Annotated in this window: 17 protein-coding genes and 1 tRNA gene; 4 read left to right on the plus strand and 14 right to left on the minus strand. The window is 67.3% G+C overall.

Features of this window, described 5'->3' with window-relative positions; translation table 11 throughout:
* Nucleotides 1-1,229 precede the first annotated feature (1,229 nt).
* A complete protein-coding gene (locus AC1DB8_RS07780; protein ID WP_476892685.1) occupies nucleotides 1,230-2,009 on the plus strand; it encodes an alpha/beta fold hydrolase in 780 nt (259 codons plus the stop codon).
* 156 nt (nucleotides 2,010-2,165) lie between these two features.
* Nucleotides 2,166-2,555 (plus strand): VOC family protein, encoded by a 390-nt coding sequence (locus AC1DB8_RS07785; protein WP_138769518.1) that lies wholly within the window; start codon nucleotides 2,166-2,168, stop codon nucleotides 2,553-2,555.
* Between the two features lie 554 nt (nucleotides 2,556-3,109).
* Here the strand turns inward: AC1DB8_RS07785 and AC1DB8_RS07790 are convergent.
* Nucleotides 3,110-3,191: transfer RNA gene (locus tag AC1DB8_RS07790), tRNA-Leu, on the minus strand.
* Between the two features lie 207 nt (nucleotides 3,192-3,398).
* On the opposite strand from AC1DB8_RS07790, the gene AC1DB8_RS07795 reads away from it, so the two are divergent.
* Nucleotides 3,399-4,004, plus strand: a complete 606-nt coding sequence (locus tag AC1DB8_RS07795) for an ANTAR domain-containing response regulator (RefSeq protein ID WP_056739732.1) — start codon at nucleotides 3,399-3,401, stop codon at nucleotides 4,002-4,004.
* A gap of 86 nt (nucleotides 4,005-4,090) precedes the next feature.
* Here the strand turns inward: AC1DB8_RS07795 and pyk are convergent, their stop codons facing one another.
* From pyk to hisI, 11 genes are all read right to left on the minus strand, one after another.
* A complete protein-coding gene (gene pyk, locus AC1DB8_RS07800) occupies nucleotides 4,091-5,590 on the minus strand; it encodes a pyruvate kinase (protein WP_476892686.1) in 1,500 nt (499 codons plus the stop codon).
* A gap of 91 nt (nucleotides 5,591-5,681) precedes the next feature.
* The gene (locus AC1DB8_RS07805; protein WP_175321726.1) at nucleotides 5,682-7,139 is read right to left on the minus strand and encodes a glutamate synthase subunit beta; all 1,458 of its coding nucleotides are present in this window, start codon (nucleotides 7,137-7,139) and stop codon (nucleotides 5,682-5,684) included.
* Nucleotides 7,132-11,748 (minus strand): glutamate synthase large subunit, encoded by a 4,617-nt coding sequence (gene gltB / locus AC1DB8_RS07810; protein ID WP_476892687.1) that lies wholly within the window; start codon nucleotides 11,746-11,748, stop codon nucleotides 7,132-7,134. Before gltB ends, AC1DB8_RS07805 begins: the two co-directional genes overlap by 8 nt.
* 271 nt (nucleotides 11,749-12,019) lie before the next feature.
* The gene (gene lgt, locus AC1DB8_RS07815) at nucleotides 12,020-13,357 is read right to left on the minus strand and encodes a prolipoprotein diacylglyceryl transferase (RefSeq protein ID WP_476892688.1); all 1,338 of its coding nucleotides are present in this window, start codon (nucleotides 13,355-13,357) and stop codon (nucleotides 12,020-12,022) included.
* 3 nt (nucleotides 13,358-13,360) lie between these two features.
* Nucleotides 13,361-14,194, minus strand: a complete 834-nt coding sequence (gene trpA, locus AC1DB8_RS07820; RefSeq protein ID WP_476892689.1) for a tryptophan synthase subunit alpha — start codon at nucleotides 14,192-14,194, stop codon at nucleotides 13,361-13,363.
* Nucleotides 14,191-15,540, minus strand: coding sequence for a tryptophan synthase subunit beta (gene trpB / locus AC1DB8_RS07825; protein WP_441418782.1), 1,350 nt, complete (start codon nucleotides 15,538-15,540; stop codon nucleotides 14,191-14,193). Before trpB ends, trpA begins: the two co-directional genes overlap by 4 nt.
* 92 nt (nucleotides 15,541-15,632) lie before the next feature.
* The gene (gene trpC, locus AC1DB8_RS07830) at nucleotides 15,633-16,448 is read right to left on the minus strand and encodes an indole-3-glycerol phosphate synthase TrpC (protein WP_476892690.1); all 816 of its coding nucleotides are present in this window, start codon (nucleotides 16,446-16,448) and stop codon (nucleotides 15,633-15,635) included.
* Nucleotides 16,449-16,450: 2 nt separating this feature from the next.
* Nucleotides 16,451-16,738, minus strand: a complete 288-nt coding sequence (locus AC1DB8_RS07835; protein ID WP_441418784.1) for an HGxxPAAW family protein — start codon at nucleotides 16,736-16,738, stop codon at nucleotides 16,451-16,453.
* Nucleotides 16,739-16,829: 91 nt separating this feature from the next.
* Nucleotides 16,830-17,456 carry a Trp biosynthesis-associated membrane protein gene (locus tag AC1DB8_RS07840; RefSeq protein ID WP_476892691.1) on the minus strand — a complete coding sequence of 209 codons (627 nt, stop codon included), beginning with the start codon at nucleotides 17,454-17,456 and terminating at the stop codon, nucleotides 16,830-16,832.
* The gene (locus AC1DB8_RS07845; protein WP_476892692.1) at nucleotides 17,453-19,021 is read right to left on the minus strand and encodes an anthranilate synthase component I; all 1,569 of its coding nucleotides are present in this window, start codon (nucleotides 19,019-19,021) and stop codon (nucleotides 17,453-17,455) included. Before AC1DB8_RS07845 ends, AC1DB8_RS07840 begins: the two co-directional genes overlap by 4 nt.
* 73 nt (nucleotides 19,022-19,094) lie before the next feature.
* Nucleotides 19,095-19,571: a phosphoribosyl-AMP cyclohydrolase gene (gene hisI, locus AC1DB8_RS07850; protein WP_476892693.1), complete on the minus strand. Its 477-nt coding sequence runs from the start codon at nucleotides 19,569-19,571 to the stop codon at nucleotides 19,095-19,097.
* Nucleotides 19,572-19,715: 144 nt separating this feature from the next.
* Here hisI and AC1DB8_RS07855 point away from each other — a divergent pair, with 144 nt between their 5' ends.
* Entirely contained in the window at nucleotides 19,716-20,360 is a 645-nt protein-coding gene (locus AC1DB8_RS07855) for a TIGR03085 family metal-binding protein (protein WP_175321717.1), read from the plus strand.
* 97 nt (nucleotides 20,361-20,457) lie between these two features.
* On the opposite strand, the gene hisF is transcribed toward AC1DB8_RS07855, so the two are convergent.
* Both hisF and hisG read right to left on the minus strand, forming a co-directional pair.
* Nucleotides 20,458-21,234, minus strand: a complete 777-nt coding sequence (hisF, locus tag AC1DB8_RS07860) for an imidazole glycerol phosphate synthase subunit HisF (RefSeq protein WP_476892694.1) — start codon at nucleotides 21,232-21,234, stop codon at nucleotides 20,458-20,460.
* Between the two features lie 65 nt (nucleotides 21,235-21,299).
* A complete protein-coding gene (hisG, locus tag AC1DB8_RS07865; RefSeq protein WP_476892695.1) occupies nucleotides 21,300-22,142 on the minus strand; it encodes an ATP phosphoribosyltransferase in 843 nt (280 codons plus the stop codon).
* Nucleotides 22,143-22,169: the final 27 nt, after the last annotated feature.

The following is a 22,169-nucleotide window of genomic DNA, read 5'->3' on the forward strand; positions in this document are numbered from 1 at the left end:
CCGCAGCCGAGGAAGACGCCGAGGTGGCCGGAGCGGAGGAAGCGTTGTTCGCCGGGCTGCAGGCAGCCAGGGAAAACATGAGCGAACCGGCAGCGGCAACGCCGAGGAAAGTCTTGATGGATGTACGCATGGGAGTGCTCCTTGGAAATAGCTCAATGGGTGTCCCGTCCCCGCCGCCCTGGTAGGGGCTGACACTTTCCTGCGGGTCCGGCTTGGTCTGTCAGGAGTACTTCGGCAACACCCGCCCTCCCGGATGGGTCCCCACCGAACCGACACCAACCCGTTACACAACGGGTGCACCGACGTTGATGATCCCGCACCGCCGGCACCGCCACGTTGACCGACCCGGAGCCCACCGGCCGGACGATCCCCGTCAAGGGCAGCCGGCCAGCGTCCAGTCATGCCGTTGGCAGCGAGCCCGGCCATGAAGGAGTAGGCAGAGCCACCGCCGCCCGAAACCACGAGAAGGAGCCACTCGGCCACAGCAGCCGCCCCCAACAAAAATAGGCCCCCGAAGGGACCTAACAGTGAAACAGTTTGTACACACTCAGCGGCCCACAAGCCCCTGAACAGCGAAAACACTGTGCCCGAGGTGGGACTCGAAACGGGTTCCAGGCCTTGAATTCCCGGCACTCCCCCGCAAACATCGCCAACCCGGCCCACTCCGGCAGCAGTACGACCCGATCCGAAGCCCAGGGTGTGCACATTGTGCACACCCCCTCTTTTGCCCACTTCAGCGCAACCAGGCTGCTAAAGCGGCAGTCCGCGCGGGGCAGTTGTGGCTTGAACGCGATTTCGCTCCGATTTGAAGAGTAGGCCACCGGAACCGGACCGGGCTCGAACAAGCACAGCACTACGGCGCGGCCCTCATGCTGGAAATCAATGAAGATCACGGCGGCGGGTTCCTCCTTTTCGACATCACCGCCCGCTCCGGCACGGACTGGACAGAAAACGACCTACGCGGGTTTGGCCCGAGGACACCCGGACGTTCTCACTGTCGCCGTCGTATCCGGCGCTCTCCACCACGGTGGTCCAAGGGCATCGGCGCCGGTAAGATCCTGGAATTCAGGGCCCCGACAACGTGGCGCATGAACTCTTCGCCCCTGCCTGAGATGTGTTCGACCTGAGGCGTGTTGGATGCGCTGCCCAACCGCGTATCGCTGTGCCGTCGAGCCTTTCGCCAGATGACCTCTGACCAGATATGTTGCACCGCCCCTTACAGTGAAGTCATGCTGCACTCAACCCGGCAAGGCTCCGGTAAGCCACTCCTCCTGATCCATGGGCTCGGTTCCAGTATTGGTAACTGGAACCCGATAATCCCGGCGCTGGCCGCTGAACGCGATGTCATCGCCGTCGACCTCCCCGGTTGCGGCGAATCCGCGCCGCTAACCGGAGAAACCACCATTGCCACGCTGACCGATGCCGTCGAAGCCTTTATCCGCGACGGGGAACTGGGTGACCTTGATCTGGTAGGCAGCTCCATGGGCGCCCGGATGGTGTTGGAAATGGCACGGCGAGGGCACGCTGGCACCACGATCGCACTGGACCCTGGTGGATTCTGGAATGACCGCCAGGCAGCGATCTTTGGAGCAAGCATCAAGGCATCCGTCGCACTGGTGCGCCGTATCCAACCGGCGCTCCCCTTCCTCACGGGCAACCCCGTTGGCCGCACGGCCCTGTTGGCTCAGTTCTCCGCCCACCCATGGAAGCTGCCGCAGGATCTGGTCCTGCATGAACTTCGCGGGTTCAAGACATCGACCAGTCTGGACCCTGCCCTCAACGCGCTGATTCACGGACCCCGCCAGGAAGGCGCACCGGCCGGTTCACTCAAGGGAAAAGTGGTCATTGGATGGGGGCGGAAGGACAAGGTCACCGCTCCCAGTGAGGCGGCGCGGGCCATGGAGCTGTTCCCGGATGCAACGCTCCACTGGTTCGAAAACTGCGGTCACTTCCCGCACTGGGACCAACCAACGGAAGCGGCGCGCCTGATCCTCGATAGCACCGCCTGAGCTGCGGCTGAGCGCCGGGGCGGAGCCATTATGTTTGAGTTGGCTTCCGAAAGGTGGAACCTGCGACGGCTGGGGATGACGCCCCAGTCTCGGGAGGCATCGACGCCGCCGTGCACTAACGAGAGGCTGTCCGAGGATCCTGTTAGCGTTGCAACCATGACGACACATCAGATCACCCTTGGTGCGATCAACCTGGAGGCTCAGAATCCAGCCACGCTTGCCGATTTTTGGGCGTCCGTGACCGGCGCCTTGCCCTCACCGGGCGGCGACAGCGTCTACCTGCCATCTGCGGGTCCCGGAGGGTTCGCAATGTTCTTCCAACCCATGACCGGTCCTCGCCCCGAGCACCAAACGTTCCACCTAGATCTGACCGTGCCCTGGGGGTCACGACAGGCCGAGGTCAGACGCCTCCTCGACCTCGGTGCCACTTACCAGTGGGACGTCCTTGACGAATTCCCACACGTGCAGTGGACCACTCTTGCTGACCGGGAGGGGAACCTCTTCTGCGTGGCCGAACACCCACCCACAGACCAACAGGGTTTGTGACCCGACCCAAGTCAAGCATCGGCTGTGTGAGAGGCTCCGCCAACGGGGCGCCACGAAAACACCCAAAGACTCTGATCGTCTGCGCGCTCTTAAGCTCCCACAGCTGGATCAATTCGGACTATCCACGGCTGAAGATGGGTGTGCGGTCCGGACGCCGTGGCTCGGTTTTCGTCGCTCACCATCGTCACAGCGTGGAGCCAGTTTCAGCTTCCCGTGCAGGGCCAGAAATATTCGACAGAACAGGCAAGAAACCGTTCGAGCCGCATCTGCCCGCTCTCAACACAACCCGGTACGACAAAGACAGATCCGGAAATCTTGCCATGAACAGTCGTGACCGGAATTAGTGCAAACGAGCCGAGGCGACTCCGCTCGCCCAGCCAGCATCAGGTCATGCAGTTCAAGACCCTCCCCGCCATGAACAGATAACCAGCCACACCGCTGCCCAAACCCAGGAGAAGGCACAGCCACCAACAAAAAAAGCCCCCGAGGGGGTCCATCAGTGAACAGTTTGTGCACGTTCAGTGACCCGCAGGCCACTGAACAGGGAAAACACGTGCCCGAGGTGGGACTCGAACCCACACACCTTTCGATACCGCATTTTGAGTGCGGCGCGTCTGCCAATTCCGCCACTCGGGCGCGGAGTACACCGGCTGTCATATTCGCTTGCTCGATGGTGCTGTGAGCAACGCGATCGCTTCCGGTGCGCGAAATTACTCTACATGCAGATAGGCTGAATTCCAGAATCGCGCCAGTGACGCCGCATCGATCCCTACCGGCCCCCAGTACACCCGCGGACGTGCCTCAGATGGTCCAGTTCCCGCCGTACCTTTCCAAGGAGTACCCGTGTCAGAACAGACGGAGTCAACCCCCACCTCCCAGCCGGCGCGCCGCGTCGTCGTCGCCGAGGATGAGACCCTCATCCGGCTGGACATCATCGAGATCCTGCGTGGCGAGGGCTACGACGTCGTCGGCGAGGCGGACAACGGCGAGAAGGCCGTACAGCTCGCGGAAGAGCTCAAGCCCGACCTCGTCCTGATGGACGTCAAGATGCCCGTCATGGACGGCATCTCCGCGGCCGAGAAGATCGTCAAGGCCCGGATCGCGCCGGTCGTGCTGCTCACCGCGTTCAGCCAGAAGGAACTCGTGGAGCGGGCCCGCGACGCCGGCGCCATGGCCTACGTGGTGAAGCCCTTCACCCCGGCCGACCTGATCCCGGCCCTGGAGATCGCACTGTCCCGGCACGAGGAAATCAAGGCCCTCGAAAGCGAGGTGAGCGACCTGCAGGAGCAGTTCGCCACCCGCAAGCTCGTGGAGCGCGCCAAGAGCCTCCTGACCACCAAGATGGGCCTGACGGAGCCGGAAGCGTTCCGCTGGATCCAGAAGACATCCATGGACCGCCGCCTCAGCATGCGCGAGGTCGCCGAAACCATCATCAACCAGGTCAACTAGCCGCTAACAAACAGACAGACAAAAGGGAGGGCCCCGCCGCTGAATGCCAGCGGCGGAGCCCTCCCTTTGGTGTATCTGGAGAAGAACTAGATCTTGGTGTTCTTCTTCTTCTTTTCCGGCCAGGGGCCGAGCTTGTCCTTGGTGACGGCGTTCTCGCCGTGGCTGCCGGCGTCGGCCAGGTCGCCTACCTTGTGGACCTTCAGCATGTTCGTGGAACCGGCCTTTCCGGGAGGCGAACCGGCTGCAATGACCACCATGTCGCCGTCCTCGACGAGATCCATCTCGAGCAGGTTGCGGTCCACCTGGGCGGTCATCTCGTCGGTGTGGCCCACCATCGGGACCAGTACCGGCTGGATGCCCCAGGTCAGCGCGAGCTGGTTCCAGACGTGCTCCACCGGGGTGAAGGCAAAGACCGGGCGGATCGGCCGCAGCCGCGACAGGCGTCGTGCGGAGTCGCCGGACTGGGTGAAAGTACAGATGTACTTTGCTTCCAGCTGGTCGGCGATCTCGACGGCGGCACGGGTGATGGCGCCGCCGCGGGTCTTGGGCTTGGTGCCCAGCGGGGGGACGCGTTCCAGGCCGTGGACCTCGGTGGATTCGATGATCCGGGCCATGGTCTTGACGGTCTCGATCGGGAACTTGCCCACGCTGGTCTCGCCCGAGAGCATGACGGCATCCGCGCCGTCGAGCACGGCGTTGGCGCAGTCGGAGGCCTCGGCGCGGGTCGGGCGCGGGTTGTCGATCATGGATTCGAGCACCTGGGTGGCCACGATGACGGGCTTGGCCCATCGGCGGGCCAGTTCGACGGCGCGCTTCTGCACGATCGGCACTTCCTCGAGCGGCAGCTCCACACCGAGGTCGCCACGGGCCACCATGATGGCGTCGAAGGCGTCGATGATCTCCGGGAGCTGGTCCACGGCCTGCGGCTTTTCGATCTTGGCGATCACCGGCACGCGGCGGCCTTCTTCGTCCATGATTTCGTGGACGCGCTTGATGTCCGAGGCGTCGCGGACGAAGGAGAGGGCCACCATGTCCACGCCGCGGCGCATGGCCCAGCGGAGGTCGTCCTCGTCCTTTTCGCTCAGCGCGGGCACGTTGACGGCCACGCCGGGCAGGTTGATGCCCTTGTTGTTGGACACGTAGCCGCCGACAACCACCTGGGCGACGACTTTGACGTCGTCCACCTCGATGGCGCGCAGCGCCACCTTGCCGTCGTCGATCAGCAGCGAGTCGCCGGGGTTTACGTCCTCGGTGAGGCTCTTCAGCGTCGTGGAGCAGATGTCCTTGGTGCCCGGGACGTCCTCGGTGGTGATCGTGAAGGTGTCACCGACGGCCAGCAGGTGCGGTCCGTCAACGAAGCGGCCGAGGCGGATCTTCGGGCCCTGCAGGTCGGCCATGATGGCGACGGCCTTGCCGAGCTGGCCGGCGGCCTTGCGGACGTTCTCGTAGGTGTTGTCGTGCACGGAGTAATCTCCGTGGCTCATGTTCATGCGGGCCACGTCGACCCCGGCTTCCAGCACGGCAAGCGTGTTCTCGAAGCTCGCGATCGCCGGTCCGAAGGTGGCCACAATTTTAGCGCGTCTCATATACCTACCCTAGTTGTCTCTTGGTTGTTTTAAGTTGTTGCGGTGATGAACGGCCGGTGCCCGGTCCGGACCCGGCAGGGTCCGGACCGGGTTACAGGACGGCGATCGCCCGGTCGGTCGGCGCAACTGGCGCCGGGAGAATGGTGCTGCCCATCAGGAATTTGTCCACCGCGGCGGCGCAGGCGCGGCCCTCGGCGATTGCCCAGACGATCAGGGACTGACCGCGACCGGCGTCTCCGGCGACGAAGACCCCTTCCGTGTTGGTCATGTAGTAACCGTCCCGGGCCACGTTCCCGCGGCCGTCGAACTCGGCGTGCACCTGCTCGGTGATCCCGGCGGGTTCGGCGCCGGTGAAGCCCAGGGACAGGAAAACGAGGTCCGCCGGGATGATCCGTTCGGTGCCGGCCTTCGGCAGGCGCTTGCCGTCGACGAATTCAGTCTCGGCAACCTTCACGCCGGTCAGCTTGCCGTTCTCGCCGACAAATTCCACGGTGGAGGCGAGGTAGGTACGTTCGCCGCCCTCCTCGTGCGCGCTGGCCACCTCGAACAGGGTGGGGAACGTCGGCCAGGGCTGGTGCGCGGCCCGCTCGGCGGACGGCTGCTTGCCGATCGCCAGCGTGGTCACGGACGCTGCCTGGTGCCGGTGTGCGGTGCCGAGGCAGTCCGCGCCGGTGTCGCCGCCGCCGAGGATCACAACGTGCTTGCCGGCGGCGTTGATCTGGTTTTCCACCGTCTCGCCGGCCACCACGCGGTTGGCCGGGACGAGGTAATCCATCGCGAAGTGCACGCCCTCAAGGTCCCGGCCCGGGATGGGCAGGTCCCGCGGCACGGTCGCGCCGGTGGCGACCACGACGGCGTCGTAGCGCCGGCGCAGCTGCTCCCAGGTCACATCGGTGCCGACGGCGACGCCGGTCCGGAAGCGGGTGCCTTCGGCCTTCATCTGGTCCAGGCGGCGGTCCACGTGCTCTTTTTCCATCTTGAAGTCGGGGATGCCGTAGCGGAGCAGGCCACCGATCTTGTCGTCGCGCTCATACACGGCGACGGTGTGGCCCACCCGGGTCAGCTGCTGCGCGACGGCGAGCCCGGCGGGGCCGGAACCGACGACGGCGACCGTCTTGCCGGAGAGGCGTGCCGGCGGCAGCGGGTTGACCCAGCCCTTGTCGAAGGCCTGGTCCACGATGGAAACCTCGACCTGCTTGATGGTCACGGCGGGCTGGTTGATGCCCAGCACGCAGGAGGCCTCGCAGGGTGCCGGGCAGAGCCGGCCGGTGAACTCGGGGAAGTTGTTGGTGGCGTGCAGCCGCTCCATCGCTTCCTCGCCCTTGTCCCGCCAGATGAGGTCGTTCCACTCCGGGATGAGGTTGCCCAGCGGGCAGCCCTGGTGGCAGAACGGGACACCGCAGTCCATGCAGCGGCCGGCCTGGCTCTTCAGGACGCCCTTCTCCTGGGCTTCGTAAACCTCTTTCCAGTCCATGATGCGGACCGGGACGGGACGGCGCGGCTGTGTTTCACGCTGGCGTACTTTCAGAAATCCGCGTGGATCAGCCACCGGTCACCTCCAGGATTCGAGACCAAACTTCTTCGCCGTCGGGGTCCAGGCCCTCTTCGATGGCGTCAAGACGGGTTTGCAGCACGGCCGCGTAGTCGCGCGGCAGCACCTTGGTAATGCGGGCCGCGGTGTCGTCGAAGTTCTCGAGCAGCCGGGCCGCGTGCTGCGACTCGGTCTCCTCGAGGTGCTTGACCAGCAGTCCGTGGACGATTTCGCGGTCTTCGGCGTCGAGTTCGCGCAGCTGCAGCTCGCCGGCGTCGAGGGCCTGCTTGTTGACCCGTTCGGTCTGCAGGTCCAGGACGTAGGCGGTGCCGCCGGACATGCCGGCGCCGAAGTTGCGGCCGGTGCGGCCGATGATGAGCGCCTGGCCGCCGGTCATGTACTCGCAGCCGTGGTCGCCGATGCCTTCGACCACCGCGGTGGCGCCGGAGTTGCGCACCATGAAGCGCTCCCCCACCTGCCCGCGCAGGAACAACTCGCCGCTCGTGGCGCCGTATCCGATCACGTTGCCGGCGATCACGTTCCGCTCCGCCGGGAACACGTTGGTGCGGTCCGGGCGGACGATGATGCGGCCTCCGGAAAGACCCTTGCCGACGTAGTCGTTGGAGTCGCCGAACATCCGGAGAGTGATGCCGGCCGGCAGGAACGCGCCGAGCGACTGTCCGGCGGTGCCGGTCAGCGTGATGTCGATCGTGTCGGTGGCGAGCACGTCGGTGCTGAAGGTCTTGGTGACCACGTGGCCGAGCATGGTGCCCACGGACCGGTCCGTGTTGATCACGTCGACGGCGATTTTCACCGGGGTCCGGTCGCTGAGGGCCTCGGCGGCCATCGCGATCAGTCGCTGGTCGAAGTGCTTGTCCAGCTCGTGGTTCTGGCCCGTGAGGTTGCGCAGCGGCGCATCGTCGTCGAACTCCAGTCCGTGCAGGATGGGGTCCAGGTCCAGCCCTTCGGCCTTCCAGTGGCTGATCGCCTCGCGGGTGTCGAGCATTTCGGCGTGGCCGATCGCTTCCTCGAGGCTCCGGAAGCCGAGTTCGGCCAGAATCTCGCGGACTTCCTCGGCGAGGAATTCGAAGAAGTTGACCACGAATTCGGGCTTGCCGGTGAAGCGTGAGCGCAGCTCGGGGTTCTGCGTCGCGACGCCCACCGGACAGGTGTCCAGGTGGCAGACGCGCATCATGATGCAGCCGGAGACCACCAGCGGCGCGGTGGCGAAACCGAACTCCTCGCCGCCGAGCAGCGCGGCGATCACGACGTCGCGGCCGGTCTTGAGCTGACCGTCCACCTGCACCACCACGCGGTCGCGCAGGCCGTTGAGCATCAGGGTCTGCTGGGTCTCGGCGAGGCCGAGTTCCCACGGCACGCCGGCGTGCTTAAGCGAGTTCAGCGGCGAGGCGCCGGTGCCGCCGTCGTGGCCGGAAACCAGCACGACGTCGGCCTTGGCCTTGGTGACGCCGGCCGCGACCGTGCCGATGCCGACCTCGGAGACCAACTTGACGTGCACCCGCGCCGAGGGGTTGGCGCGCTTGGCATCGTAGATCAGCTGCGCGAGGTCCTCGATCGAGTAGATGTCGTGGTGCGGCGGCGGGGAGATGAGCCCGACGCCGGGTGTGGAGTGCCGGGTCCGGGCCACCCAGGGGTAGACCTTCTGGGCCATCAGCTGGCCGCCTTCGCCGGGCTTTGCACCCTGTGCCATCTTGATCTGGATGTCGTCGGCGTTAGTCAGGTAGAGGCTGGTGACGCCGAAGCGGCCCGAGGCGATCTGCTTGACGGCCGAGCGCCGGGTCGGATCCAGGAGCCGGTCCACGTCCTCGCCGCCTTCCCCGGTGTTGGACTTGCCGCCGAGCCGGTTCATCGCGATGGCCAGCGTCTCGTGGGCTTCCTGCGAGATGGAGCCGTAGCTCATGGCGCCGGTGGAGAACCGCTTGACGATGCTGGAGACGGACTCCACTTCCTCGAGCGGGACCGCGGGGCGCAGGCCGGCCTTGAACTTCAGCAGCCCGCGCAGGGTCATCAGGTTCTCGGACTGGTCGTCAACGCCGCGGGTGTAGGCCTTGAAGATGTCGTAGCGGCGTTCACGCGTGGCGTGCTGCAGCCGGAACACCGTCTCGGGGTTGAACAGGTGCGGTTCGCCGTCGCGGCGCCACTGGTACTCGCCGCCGCCCAGCAGGGGCTGGTGCGGCTGTTCGATGCCGTTTTCCGGGTACGCCATCCGGTGCCGCGCAGCGACCTCCGCGGCGATGACGTCGAGGCCGACGCCGCCGAGCTGGGAGTGGGTGCCGGAGAAGTATTCGTCCACCAGGTCCTGGCCGAGGCCGAGGGCTTCAAAGGTCTGGGCGCCGGTGTAGGACGCGACCGTGGAGATGCCCATCTTGGACATGATCTTCAGGACGCCCTTGCCGAGGCCCTTGATCAGGTTGTAGACGCCGTCCTGCGGGGTGACGCCGGTGACGTCTCCGGAACTGATGAGCTGCTCCACGGATTCCATCGCCAGGTACGGGTTCACCGCGGAGGCGCCGTAGCCGATCAGCACGGCGACGTGGTGCGTTTCGCGGACGTCGCCGGCCTCGACCACGAGCGCCGTCTTGGTGCGGTTGGCGCTGCGCAGCAAGTGGTGGTGCACGGCGCTGACCAGCAGCAGGGACGGGATCGGCGCCCACTGGGCGTTGGAGTCGCGGTCCGAGAGCACGACGTACTGGACGCCGCGGTTGATGGCGCCGGAGACCTGCTCGCAGATTTCGGTCAGCCGGGCGCGCAGGGCGCTCTCGCCGCCGTCGGGGCGGTAGAGGCCGCGCACCTTCATGGCGACCCGGTCGCCGTCGGCGTTCTCGATGTTCGCGATCTTGGCGAGCTGGTCGTTGTTGATCACGGGGAACGGCAGCGAGACCTGCGGCTGGCGGACCTGCTTGGTGTCCAGCAGGTTGCCGTTGGGGCCGATCGCGCAGGTCAGGGACGTGACCAGTTCCTCGCGGATGGCATCCAGCGGCGGGTTGGTGACCTGCGCGAAGGACTGCACGAAGTAGTCGAAGAGCAGCCGGGGCCGCTTGGAGAGCACAGCCACCGGGGTGTCCGACCCCATGGCGCCGAGGGGCTCGGCACCGGTCCGGGCCATCGGGCCGAGCAGGATCTTCAGTTCCTCGGTGGTGTAGCCGAAGGTGCGCTGGCGGATGTTGACCGAGGCGGCGGTGTGCACCACGTGCTCGCGTTCGGGCAGGTCCTTGAGGTCGATCAGGTTGTCCTTGAGCCACTCGGCCCAGGGGTTCGCCGCGGCGACCTCGGCCTTGACCTCGGCGTCGTCGATGATCCGGCCGGCTTCGGTGTCCACGAGGAACATCTTGCCCGGCGAAACGCGGCCCTTCTTGACCACATTGGAGGGTTCGACGTCGATCACGCCGACCTCGGAGGCGAAGACGACGAGGCCGTCCTCGGTGATCCAGTACCGTCCCGGGCGCAGCCCGTTGCGGTCCAGGGTGGCGCCGACGAGGTTGCCGTCGGTGAAGGACACGGCGGCGGGACCGTCCCACGGCTCCATCAGCAGCGAGTGGTACTCGTAGAACGCGCGCCGGGCGGGATCCATCGTGGCGTGGTTTTCCCAGGCCTCGGGGATCATCATCATGATCGAGTGCGTGATGGGCCGGCCGGAGAGCCAGAGCAGTTCGGCGACCTCGTCGAAGGAGGCCGAATCCGAGGCGCCCGGGGTGCAGATCGGGTACAGCTCTTCCGGGCTGTCCCCCAGCAGCGGATTGGCAAGCTGCGACTGGCGGGCGCGCATCCAGTTCCGGTTGCCCTTGACCGTGTTGATCTCGCCGTTGTGGGCGATGGTGCGGAACGGCTGGGCCAGCGGCCAGGACGGGAAGGTGTTGGTGGAGAAGCGCGAGTGGACGATCGCAAGCTTGGTCTTGAAGCGCTTGTCCGAGAGGTCCGGGTAGAACGGCTCCAGCTGGGCGGTGGTGAGCATGCCCTTGTAGACGATGGTCCGGGAGGACAGCGAGGGGAAGTACACGCCGTACTTGTTTTGGGCGCGCTTGCGGATCCGCCAGGCCCGGGAGTCGAGTTCGTTGCGGGAGAGCGTCTCGCCGGTGCTGGAAGCGAAGAAGGGCTGCGCGAAGTACGGCATGCAGGCCCGGGCCATGGCTCCGACGAGGTCGGCCACGATCGGGACTTCACGCCAGCCCAGGACGGTGAGGCCTTCGTCGGCCGCGAGACCCTCAATGCCTGCCTTGGCGGCATCGGATTCGCGCTGTTCGGCCGGCAGGAACGCGGTGCCCACAACGTACTGCCCGGCGGCGGGGAGTTCGAAGTCGGTAACTGCACGGAAGAACTCGTCCGGGACCTGCATGAGGAGGCCGGCGCCGTCGCCGGTTCCTTCATCGGCGCCGACGGCACCGCGGTGCTCAAGGTTGCGCAGGGCGGTCAGGGCAGCATCGACGATGTCGTAGCCAGGCTCGCCGCGCAGGGTGGCGATGATGGCCAGCCCGCAGGCGTCCTTCTCCTGCTCCGGGTTGTAAAGCCCGGCAGCTTCGGGCAGCGCCGCAAAACGCTTGAACGGTGAGACCGCCGTAGTGGGCTGTTCCGGACCGGACCAGCTGGGGCTATGCAGGGTTTGGGTCATGGGAGACGTCCTTCCTCCTGATCGTGCGTATGGGAGGGACAACATTGGCCCGAATCGGTGCGCCGGTGTGACGGGCACAACAACGTGATTTTCCTACTCGAATTGTAGGCCAGCGCCGCTTGCTGTACGAACAGTTACGCGGGCCGCCGACCTGGGTTTGCATAGCGCGCAGCTGTCTGCTGCCTGCTCAATCGTACAAACCCTGTCGCCACGACGCTGTGGACTCGGACCCAGCCGGCGATCGCCCTGCAGCCCGATTGCCGGAGCTGAGTTACTTGGTGCTGTCAGCGTCCGGTGCGGTCCCGGTGGCCCGGCGGCCGGATACTCCGGTTGCCGGTTCTCCGGTGGCGGGCATGGTGCCGCCGGTGGATTCTCCGGCCGCCGCAGCTGAGGCTGAGGCGCGGTCCGGACCGCTCTGGTTCTCCCGGAGATTATCACGCGATTCAGTATCTGAGACAGCAGAGTCCGAATGGCGGATGGTTCCGCGGTCGGCCGGGACCGTCGCCGGCTCCCGGGGTTCGCCGGGTTCCGCCGCCGGCTCGGGCCCGACGGCGGCGTCGGCGGTGTCGTCGTCAGCCGTCTTGTCGGCTTCTTCGTCGGCGGCGTCCCTCTCGTGGCCTGTCGTCTCGTGGTCTGTCGTCTCGTGGTCTGTCGTCTCGACGCCGGCCGTCTCGTCCTCGGCGTCCCCGGCAAGCGCCGCGGACTCGGGCTCGCGTCCCGGCAGGTACGGGGTGTCCGGCACGTCGCGCTTGCGCAGTCCGAGGACGATGAAGACCACCAGGGCGGCGAGCAGGACGAAGATGCTGGTCCAGACATTGAGCCGGGTGGTGATGCCGAAGAGGTTGATCTGTTCGGCGTCGTCGATCCGCATGGCCTCGATCCAGACGCGGCCCAGCGTGTAGTAGATGGCGTAGAGCCAGAACAGCCGGCCGCGGCGGAACGCGAACTTGCGGTCCAACGCGAGCAGCAGCGCCACTCCGACGAGGTTCCACACGGATTCGTAGAGGAAGGTCGGGTGGAACAGCGTGTCGGCGGGCATCCCGGCCGGGAAGTTGGGGCTGTCGGCGTCGACCTGGAGGCCCCACGGCAGGGTGGTCGGGCCGCCGAAGAGCTCCTGGTTGAAGTAGTTGCCCCAGCGGCCGATCGCCTGGGCGAGCAGCAGGCCGGGCGCCGCGGCGTCAACGAAGGCGCTGAGCTTGACTCCGGCCCGGCGGCAGCCGATCCAGGCGCCGACGGCACCCAGCACCACGGCACCCCAGATGCCGAGTCCGCCGCGCTGGATCTGCGGGATCAGGGACAGGTCGCCGGTGCCGTCGAAGCCCGGGCCGAAATAGGCGTCCGGCGAGGACACCACGTGATAGAGCCGGCCGCCGATGATGCCGAAGGGGATCGCCCAGATGGCAATGTCCCAGACGCTGCCCTCGGGCGCACCGCGGCGCGCCCAGCGCACCGACGTCAGCCAGAGGCCGGCGATGATGCCGGCCAGGATGCACAGCGCGTAGGCGTGAATGCGCAGGGACCCCCAGGGCAGCGGGATATCGAAGCCGGACCAGTCCGGGCTCGGAATGCTCGCGGGAACCATCGCTGCCGCGTGGAGGACTGACTGCATTGCTTACGCTTCTTCCTTGGTGAGGCCGGTGCTGAGCTCTTTCGTCAAGGACGCTACAGCATCGACGCCGCCCTCACCGATCGCCGCGACGAGGGCCGTGCCGACGATTACTCCGTCCGCGTAGGCGGCGATTTCGCGGACGTGGCCCGCGTTGGAGACGCCCAGGCCGACGCAGACGCGCTCGGCGCCCGCCGCGCGCGCTGCGGCCACGACGTCCTTGGCAGCGGAGCTGACCGAGGTGCGGGCGCCGGTGACGCCCATGATGGAGACGGCGTAGACGAAGCCGCGGCTTGCGTCGACCGTGCGCTTCATCCGTTCCGGCGAGGAGGACGGCGCCACGAGGAACACCCGGTCCAGGCCGTACCTGTCCGAGGCGGCCATCCATTCCGCCGCCTCGTCCGGGATCAGGTCCGGCGTGATCAGCCCGGCTCCCCCGGCGTCCGCCAGGCGGCGGGAGAACTCGTCCACGCCCATCCGGACCACGGGGTTCCAGTAGGTCATGACCAGGACGGCCGCGTCGGTCTTGCTCGTGATGCCGCGCACAACGTCGAACACCTGGCCGACGTGGAAGCCCTTGGCGAGGGCCTCCGTGGTGGCGGCCTGGATGACCTGGCCGTCCATCACCGGATCCGAATACGGGATGCCGATTTCGATCAGGTCGGCGCCGTTTTCGGCCAGGGCGATGCCCGCGGCGATGGTGTCCTCGACGCTCGGGTAGCCAGCGGGCAGGTAGCCGATGAGGGCGGCACGGCCCTGGGCCCGGGCGCGGTCGATGGCCGCCGCGGACTTGCTGGCGGGCTGCTGCTTGCCTTCTGCTCTGTTTTCGGCGGTGCTCACAGCTGCTCCCCCTCCTGGGCGATCTCGTGTTCGGGTGAATCCTTGTCCAGCAGGTCGAACCATTCCGCGGCGGTGGCCACGTCCTTGTCGCCGCGGCCGGAGAGATTCACGAGGACGATCTTTTCTGACGCATCGCCAGCCTCCGCGGCGAGCCGCTGGCCGATCTTGATCGCGCCGGCCAGGGCGTGCGCGGACTCGATGGCCGGGATGATGCCCTCGGTCCGGCAAAGCAGCCGGAAGGCCTCCATGGCTTCGCTGTCCGTGATGGGCTCGTAGCTGACCCGGCCGATGTCGGCGAGGTAGGAGTGCTCGGGTCCGACGCCCGGGTAGTCCAGGCCAGCCGAGATGGAGTGCGACTCGATGGTCTGGCCGTCGTCGTCCTGCATGAGGTAGGACCGGGCGCCATGCAGCACGCCGGGCTTGCCCAGCGTGATGGTGGCCGCGTGGCGACCCGTTTCGACGCCTTCGCCGCCGGCTTCGAAGCCGTAGATCTTCACCGAGGGGTCATCCAGGAAGCCGTGGAAGATGCCGATGGCGTTGGAGCCGCCGCCGATGCAGGCGCAGACGGCGTCCGGCAGCCGGCCGGTCTGTTCCAGGATCTGGGCGCGGGCCTCCTCGCCGATGACCTCGTGGAAGTACCGGACCATGGCCGGGAACGGGTGCGCCCCGGCCGCGGTTCCGAGCAGGTAGTGCGTATTGTCCACGTTCGCGACCCAGTCGCGGAGGGCCTCGTTGATGGCGTCCTTGAGCGTCTGCGATCCGTTGGTCACCGGGATGACGGTGGCCCCGAGCAGCTCCATCCGGGCCACGTTGAGGGCCTGCCGGCGGCAGTCCTCGGCGCCCATGTAGACCACGCACTCCAGGCCCAGCAGGGCGGCGGCGGTGGCACTGGCCACGCCGTGCTGGCCGGCTCCGGTCTCGGCGATCACACGGGTCTTGCCCATCCGCTTGGCCAACAGCGCCTGGCCCAGCACGTTGTTGATCTTGTGCGAGCCGGTGTGGTTCAGGTCCTCGCGCTTGAGGAAGATGCGGACTCCCCCGGCGTGCTCGGCGAAGCGCTTGGCTTCGGTGAGCAGCGAGGGACGGCCGGAGTAGTTCTTGTTCAGCTCCGCGATCTGGGCGGTGAACTCGGGATCAGCCTTGGCCTTCTCGAAGGTATCCTCGAGTTCGTCCAGGGCGGCGATGAGGGACTCGGGCATCCAGCGGCCGCCGTACGAGCCGAAGTAGGGTCCGGGGGCGTGGCGCAGGGAGGGTGCACCCTGCGGTCCGTCCTCGTCCGGGCGCTTGCCCTCCAGGAACGCATCCACGGGGCTTTCATCTGAGCCGGCTGTTGGCGCATCGACCATCAGTCTCACCATCCTGTTCCACTGCTAACTAGATCTTCGGTGCCGCACGGAAGCACCGCGGGGTCCGGCCGGGGGCCGGGCCGGACCGCGGGTCAGGAGCGTGCGGCGATTTCTTCGGCGCCGGCGGCCATGAATTCGGCGATCCGCTCGCGCGGGGTCGCATGGCTGACCAGCGCCTCGCCCACCAGGACCGCATTGGCGCCGTTTGCCGCGTAGTGCCGGACGTCATCCACGCCGCGGACACCGGATTCGCCGACCACGAGCGCGCCGGCGGGGATGCCGGCGGCGAGATCCGCAAAGACGGAGCGGTCGACGTCGAGCGTCTTGAGATTGCGGACGTTGACTCCGATGATTCTCGCGCCCGCGGCAACGGCTCGTTCAACTTCGCCGGGCGTGTGGGTCTCCACGAGCACGTTCATGCCCAACTCACGGCTGAGCGCACTGTACTCGCCCAGCTGCGCATCGGTCAGCGCGGCGACGATCAGCAGGATCAGGTCGGCTCCGTGGGCACGGGCCTCCCAGATCTGGTACTCGTCGACCATGAAGTCCTTGCGCAGCAACGGGATGTCCACGGCCGCCCGGACGGCGTCCAGGTCGGCGAGGGAGCCGTTGAAGCGCCGCTGTTCGGTGAGGACGCTGATCACGGCGGCGCCGCCGTCGGCGTACTGCACGGCGAGCGAGGCCGGGTCCGCAATGCTCGCGAGATCGCCCTTGGAGGGGCTGCGCCGCTTGATCTCGGCAATCACCTTGAGCTGGGTCCGGTCCGAGGGCCCGCCCAGGGCGGCCCAGGCGTCACGCGCCGGGGCGGCCGCCGCGGCACGCTCCTTCAGCTCGGCGAGCGTGACGAGGCGCTGGCGGGCCTCCATATCCTCCCTGACACCGGCATTGATGTCATCGAGAACAGTCACTCTTAGTGGCCGGAGTTCTTCAGCTTGCTGCCGCCGACGCCATAACCGGCTTTGCGCATCACGAAGCCCACCACGAGGCCGATCAGCATGACGACCGCACCGGCGACGAAGATCGGGGTGTTGGCGATGACGAACGCGATGGCCGCGATGAGGGCGCCGACCAGCATGATGATCACGGTGGTCCAGGCCGCCGGGCTGTTGCCGTGGCCGGTCGGCTCGCTGTGGTCGACGCCGTCGTAGATGCCGGTGCCGGCAGCGGGCTGGGATGCGGAAACAGGGGCTTTGCTCATGGAAATCTCCTCAGGATCAATACTGCTTACATTCTGCCATTTATTGACAGTGGTGTTTGCCGCGTTACCGGCCGCGCTGCGGGGTGCGGGCTCAGGTGGGGTCGTCGCCGCGGGAGAGCCGGTCCCAGCTGTCGATCTCATCGGCTGGCTGCGCGGGGTCCGAAGCGCCTGCGCTGGCGGCCGCGTCGTACTTCGTGCGGCTCTTCCAGTACCGTCCGGCAGGGACGATGGCGAGGGCGCCGAGGCCCAGCAGCGACCCGGCAACGACGGCGAGCACGGGGAATGCGGTGAGGGCCACCTGGACGTTGCTGCCGCTGATGCCGGTGGCGGCGGCGATGGAACCCTGCGCCGCGGCCAGCGGGTCGGCCAGCACGGTTGCCGCCGCGGCAACGATCCCTGCGGAGGCGAGCAGGATGATCGCCGTGATGACCCAGCGGGCGATGCGCCCGGCAATGGAGGCGGCGAGGCCTCCCGCGAGGGCGACAAGGGCGAGGGCCGTCACCGTGGTGGCGGCCTTGCTGCCCTGGACCTGCAGGCCGTTCTGGCTGCTAACGCCCTGACCCAGCTGGCTGGGGTCCAGCTGCACGGTCAGCCAGGTCTGCGTGGTGGTGCCGAAGACCGCCAGCGCAAGTGCGGCAATCACCAGCACCAGGGTGGATTTCCGGGCCCAGCGCGGGACGGCCGGGCTGGTGCTCTTGACCATGGCGGGGCCGGTCATGGCTGCTCCGTCCCGGCACTGGGCACGGTGTCGGCCGTGATGTTGCGCAGCGACTGGGCCGTGTGGACGGCCCGCATCGGGGCGGCGGCCTTGTTGATGGTTTCGATCGCCTCGGTGGCGTTGACTGAATCGGCCACGATCCCGCCGCCGGCCTGCACGTAGGCGCGGCCTTCGCGGAGCAGGGCGGAACGGATGGCGATCGCCATGTCCATGTCGCCGGCGAAGTCGAGGTAGCCCACCACACCGCCGTAGATGCCGCGGCGGTGCGGCTCCAGCTCGTCCAGGAGCCGCAGCGCACGGGGTTTGGGCGCTCCGGACAGGGTGCCGGCCGGGAAGGTGGCCTTCAGCACGTCGTAGGCAGTCGCGGTCGGGGCGAGCCTGCCCACCACAGTGGACACCAGGTGCATGATGTGGCTGAACCGCTCCACCTCCATGAACTGCGTGACGTCCACGGTTCCGGCCACGCAGACCTTGGAGAGGTCGTTGCGTGACAGGTCCACCAGCATGAGGTGTTCGGCGCGTTCCTTCTGGTCCGCGAGCAGCTCCTCGGCGAAGGCCTTGTCCGCTTCAACCGTCTTGCCACGCGGCCGGGACCCGGCGATCGGGTGCGTGATGACTTCCTCCCCGGTGACTGTCACGAGGGCCTCCGGGGAGGAGCCCACGATCGAGTACTGGCGGCCGGCGGCGTCCTCGAGGCTGAAGATGTACATGTACGGGCTGGGGTTGGTGTTGCGCAGGACCCGGTAGACGTCCAGCGGATCGGCTCCGCACTCCATTTCGAAGCGGCGCGAGATCACCACCTGGAACACTTCGCCGTCGACGATCGCTTCCTTGCCACGGTCCAGGGCGGCCAAGTAATCGTTTTCATCCCAGCGCTCCTGCACGCTCGAGGCGAAGTCCAGGGCTGCGGGCTGGAGTACGGAGACGGGCTGCTCCGTCGGGGTGCTGATCTTTGCCAGCAGGTCCTTCACCCGGGCGACGGCGTCGTGCCAGGCCTCGTCGACGCGTTCGGAGCTGTTGTCGAAATTGATCGCGTTGGCGATCAGCAGCACCGTGCCGTCCATGTTGTCGTGCACGGCCATGTCCGTCACGAGGTTCAGCGCCATTTCCGGAAGCTGCAGGTCGTCTTCCGGCGGGCTGGTGAGCTTTTCCCAGTGCCGGACGGTTTCCCAGCCGAGGAAGCCGACGAGGCCGGAGGTAAAGGGCGGCAGTCCTTCGAAACGTTCGGTGTGCAGGGCACGGACGGTGTCCCGGATGGCATCGACCGGGCTGCCGTCCAGCGGCACGCCGACGGGCGGCTCGCCGAGCCAGTGCGCCTGCCCGTCCTTGGTGGTCAGCGTGGCGCGGGACCGCGCGCCGATGAAGGAGTAACGGGACCAGGCGCCGCCCACTGCGGCGGACTCCAGCAGGAACGTCCCGGGCTGGCCCTGGGCGAGCTTGCGGTACAGCCCGATCGGCGTTTCGGCGTCAGCCAGCACCTTGAGCCGGACGGGGATGACACGGCTGTGGCCGGCGAGTTCCCGGAACTCGTCCAGGCTGGGGCTGATGATTCCAAGGTCCTGCATGGCTGCGTTTTTCCGCCTGTTCTCTTGGTCTAAAGCTTGCGAGGTGCCCGCGGCCTGCGCCGCGGTGCGCCGGTCAGTCGGCCTGGCCGACGACGGCGTCCAGCGCGCGTCCGTCGAAGCAGGTCCGGGTCCCGGTGTGGCAGGCGGCGCCGACCTGGTCGACCCGGACCAGCAGGGCGTCGCCGTCGCAGTCCAGAGCGAGCGACTTGACCCACTGCACGTGGCCGGAAGTGTCGCCCTTGCGCCAGTACTCCTGCCGGGAGCGGGAGTAGAAGGTGACCCGCCCGCTGGTCATCGTGCGGTGCAGCGCCTCGTCGTCCATCCAGCCCAGCATGAGCACCTCGTTGGTGTCGAACTGCTGGACGATCGCGGCCACCAGGCCGGCGCTGTCCCGCTTGAGAGACGCCGCGAGACCCGCGGGGAGCGGGCCGGCGTCGTGCGCCGAATCGGGGACGGCAGAACCCGGCGCGGCGGAAACCGGGACGGAATTTTCCGGGGCGTTTAGCTGGTCGTCGACCGGGACGGGGGCGGGGGCGGGCTGCTCAGACATCAGCTCAAGTCTAGTGCCTCCGCGCCCGCCGCTGTCCGGCGTTGCGGGCACCGCGCTTAACATCGCCGCCGAAAGCGCGTTGCGGCCGAAACCACGGCGCTTCCTGTGCCCAGAGGCGCGCCTCTCGTGCTAGTTTCACAAGTGATGCATTTCGTCGAACCGTCCCGAGAAGTTCTGGCCGAAACCCTGCTGGCGGCCGGTCCTGACTCCCCCACGCTCTGCAAGGGCTGGCAAACCCGTGATCTTGCAGCCCACCTCTACCTGCGGGAGCGCAAAGCCCGTGTTGGCCTGGGGCTCCTGATCAAACGGCTGTCCAAGGCCTCGGATGAGGCCACGGCCGAGCTCGCCGCCACGGTCCGGACCCCGGAAGCCTACGCGAAGCTGGTCAACACCTTCCGCGCCGGGCCGCCCGCCCTATCCCCCATGCGGATCAAGGCCCTGGACGAAAGCTCCAACCTGATCGAGTACTTCGTGCACACGGAGGATGTCCGCCGGGCGGTGGACCGCTGGGCGCCCCGGGCCCTGGACGAGGCTTACTCGGACGCACTCTGGGATGAACTGATCAAGCGCGCCGCCATCCTGTACCGCGGCGTGGACCTCGGCATCGTGCTGGTGCGCCCATCCGGGCCGCGGCATGTTGCCAAGCGGGCCCCCGTCTCGGTCGCGATCGTGGGCGAACCGGGTGAGCTCCTGATGCACGCGCATGGCCGGACCCGGCACGCACTGGTGACCTTCGAGGGCCAGCCGGACGCCGTCGCGCTGCTGCAGTCCGCCGAAGTCGGACTCTAAGCTCGCGCTTAACCAAGCAACGCGGGGTCACATCGCGCCCATTTCCCCCTTCGGGATGGGCGCAATGTGACCCCGCGTTGCTTTATCAGGCTGGGGGTTAGCGGACTTCGAAGCCTGCCTCGCGGATGGCGGCTTTGACCTGGGCGATCATGTCGAGCGGCCCGAAGTGGAACACCGAGGCAGCGAGCACGGCGTCCGCGCCCGCAGCTACGGCCGGCGGGAAGTGCTCGGGCCTGCCGGCGCCGCCCGAGGCGATCAACGGCACCTTCACGCTGGCGCGGGCCAGGCGGATCAGTTCCAGGTCGAAGCCGTCCTTGGTGCCGTCGGCGTCGATCGAGTTGAGCAGGATCTCGCCGGCGCCGCGGTCGGCGGCCTCGCGGGCCCAGGCCAGGGCATCGATGCCGGTGCCCTGGCGGCCGCCGTGCGTGGTGACCTCGAACCCGGACGGTGTCGGCTGCGAGCCGGGACGGGTGCGCCGCGCGTCGAGGGAAAGCACCAGCACCTGCGAGCCGAAGTGCCGGGTAATCTCGTCGATCACCCCGGGCCGGGCCACGGCCGCGGTGTTGATGGCCGCCTTGTCCGCCCCGTAGCGCAGCAGCTTGTCCACCTCGGCCACGCCGCGGACGCCGCCGCCCACGGTCAGCGGGATGAAGACTTCCTCCGCGGTGCGCCGGACGACGTCGAAGGTGGTTTCGCGGTTGCCGGAGGACGCGGTGACGTCCAGGAAGGTCAGCTCGTCGGCGCCGCCGTTGTCGTAGCGGTGCGCGAGCTCTACCGGGTCGCCGGCGTCGCGCAGGCCCTCGAAATTGATCCCCTTAACCACCCGGCCGGCGTCGACGTCCAGGCACGGGATGACACGGACGGCTACGGACATGGCTGCTCCTGAACTGGGCTCACAAACGATGGGCTCACGGATAATGGCTTCACGGACGGGCCGCGCTAGATCCGGCAGGCGTGGATGCTGCTGACCAGGATGGCGCGGGCCCCGAGGTCATAGAGTTCGTCCATGATCCGGTTGGTGTCCTTCTTCGGCACCATCGAGCGGACGGCCACCCACTCCGAGTCGCGCAGCGGCGAGACGGTGGGCGATTCCAGTCCGGGCGTCAAGGCCGCGGCCTGCTCCACGAGTTCCTTGCGGATGTCGTAGTCCATCAGCACGTACTGCCGGGCCACGAGCACACCCTGGAGGCGGCGGATCAGCACTTCGGTGGCCGGGTTCTGCTCGCCCTTGCGGCCGATCAGGACCGACTCGGAGTTCAGGATCGGCTCGCCGAAGATCTCCATGCCGGCAGCTTTGAGCGTGGTGCCGGTTTCGACGACGTCGGCGATCGCGTCCGCGACGCCGAGCCGGACGGAGGATTCGACGGCGCCGTCGAGCCGGACGACCTTGGCGTTGATGCCGCGCTGGGCGAGGTAGCCGCGGAGCAGCCCGTCGTAGCTGGTGGCAAGGCGCTTGCCTTCGAGCTGGTCGATGGCGGTGAAATCCCCCACCGGGCCGGCGAAGCGGAAGGTGGAGGCCGCAAAGCCCAGCGGCAGCAGCTCTTCGGCTTCAACCTCGGCGTCGAGCAGCAGGTCGCGGCCCGTGATGCCGACGTCCAGGGTGCCTTGGCCGACGTACACGGCGATGTCACGGGGGCGGAGGAAGAAGAATTCAATGTCGTTGACCGGGTCCACCATGACCAATTCGCGGCTGTCGCGGCGCTGGCGGTAGCCTGCCTCGGCAAGCATGGCGGAGGCGGCTTCGGACAGGGATCCCTTGTTCGGGACGGCAACTCTCAGCATGGGAAGTTCTTTCTGGTTAGGAAGTCA

It is taken from the genome of Arthrobacter sp. 10N410, from assembly GCF_056394945.1.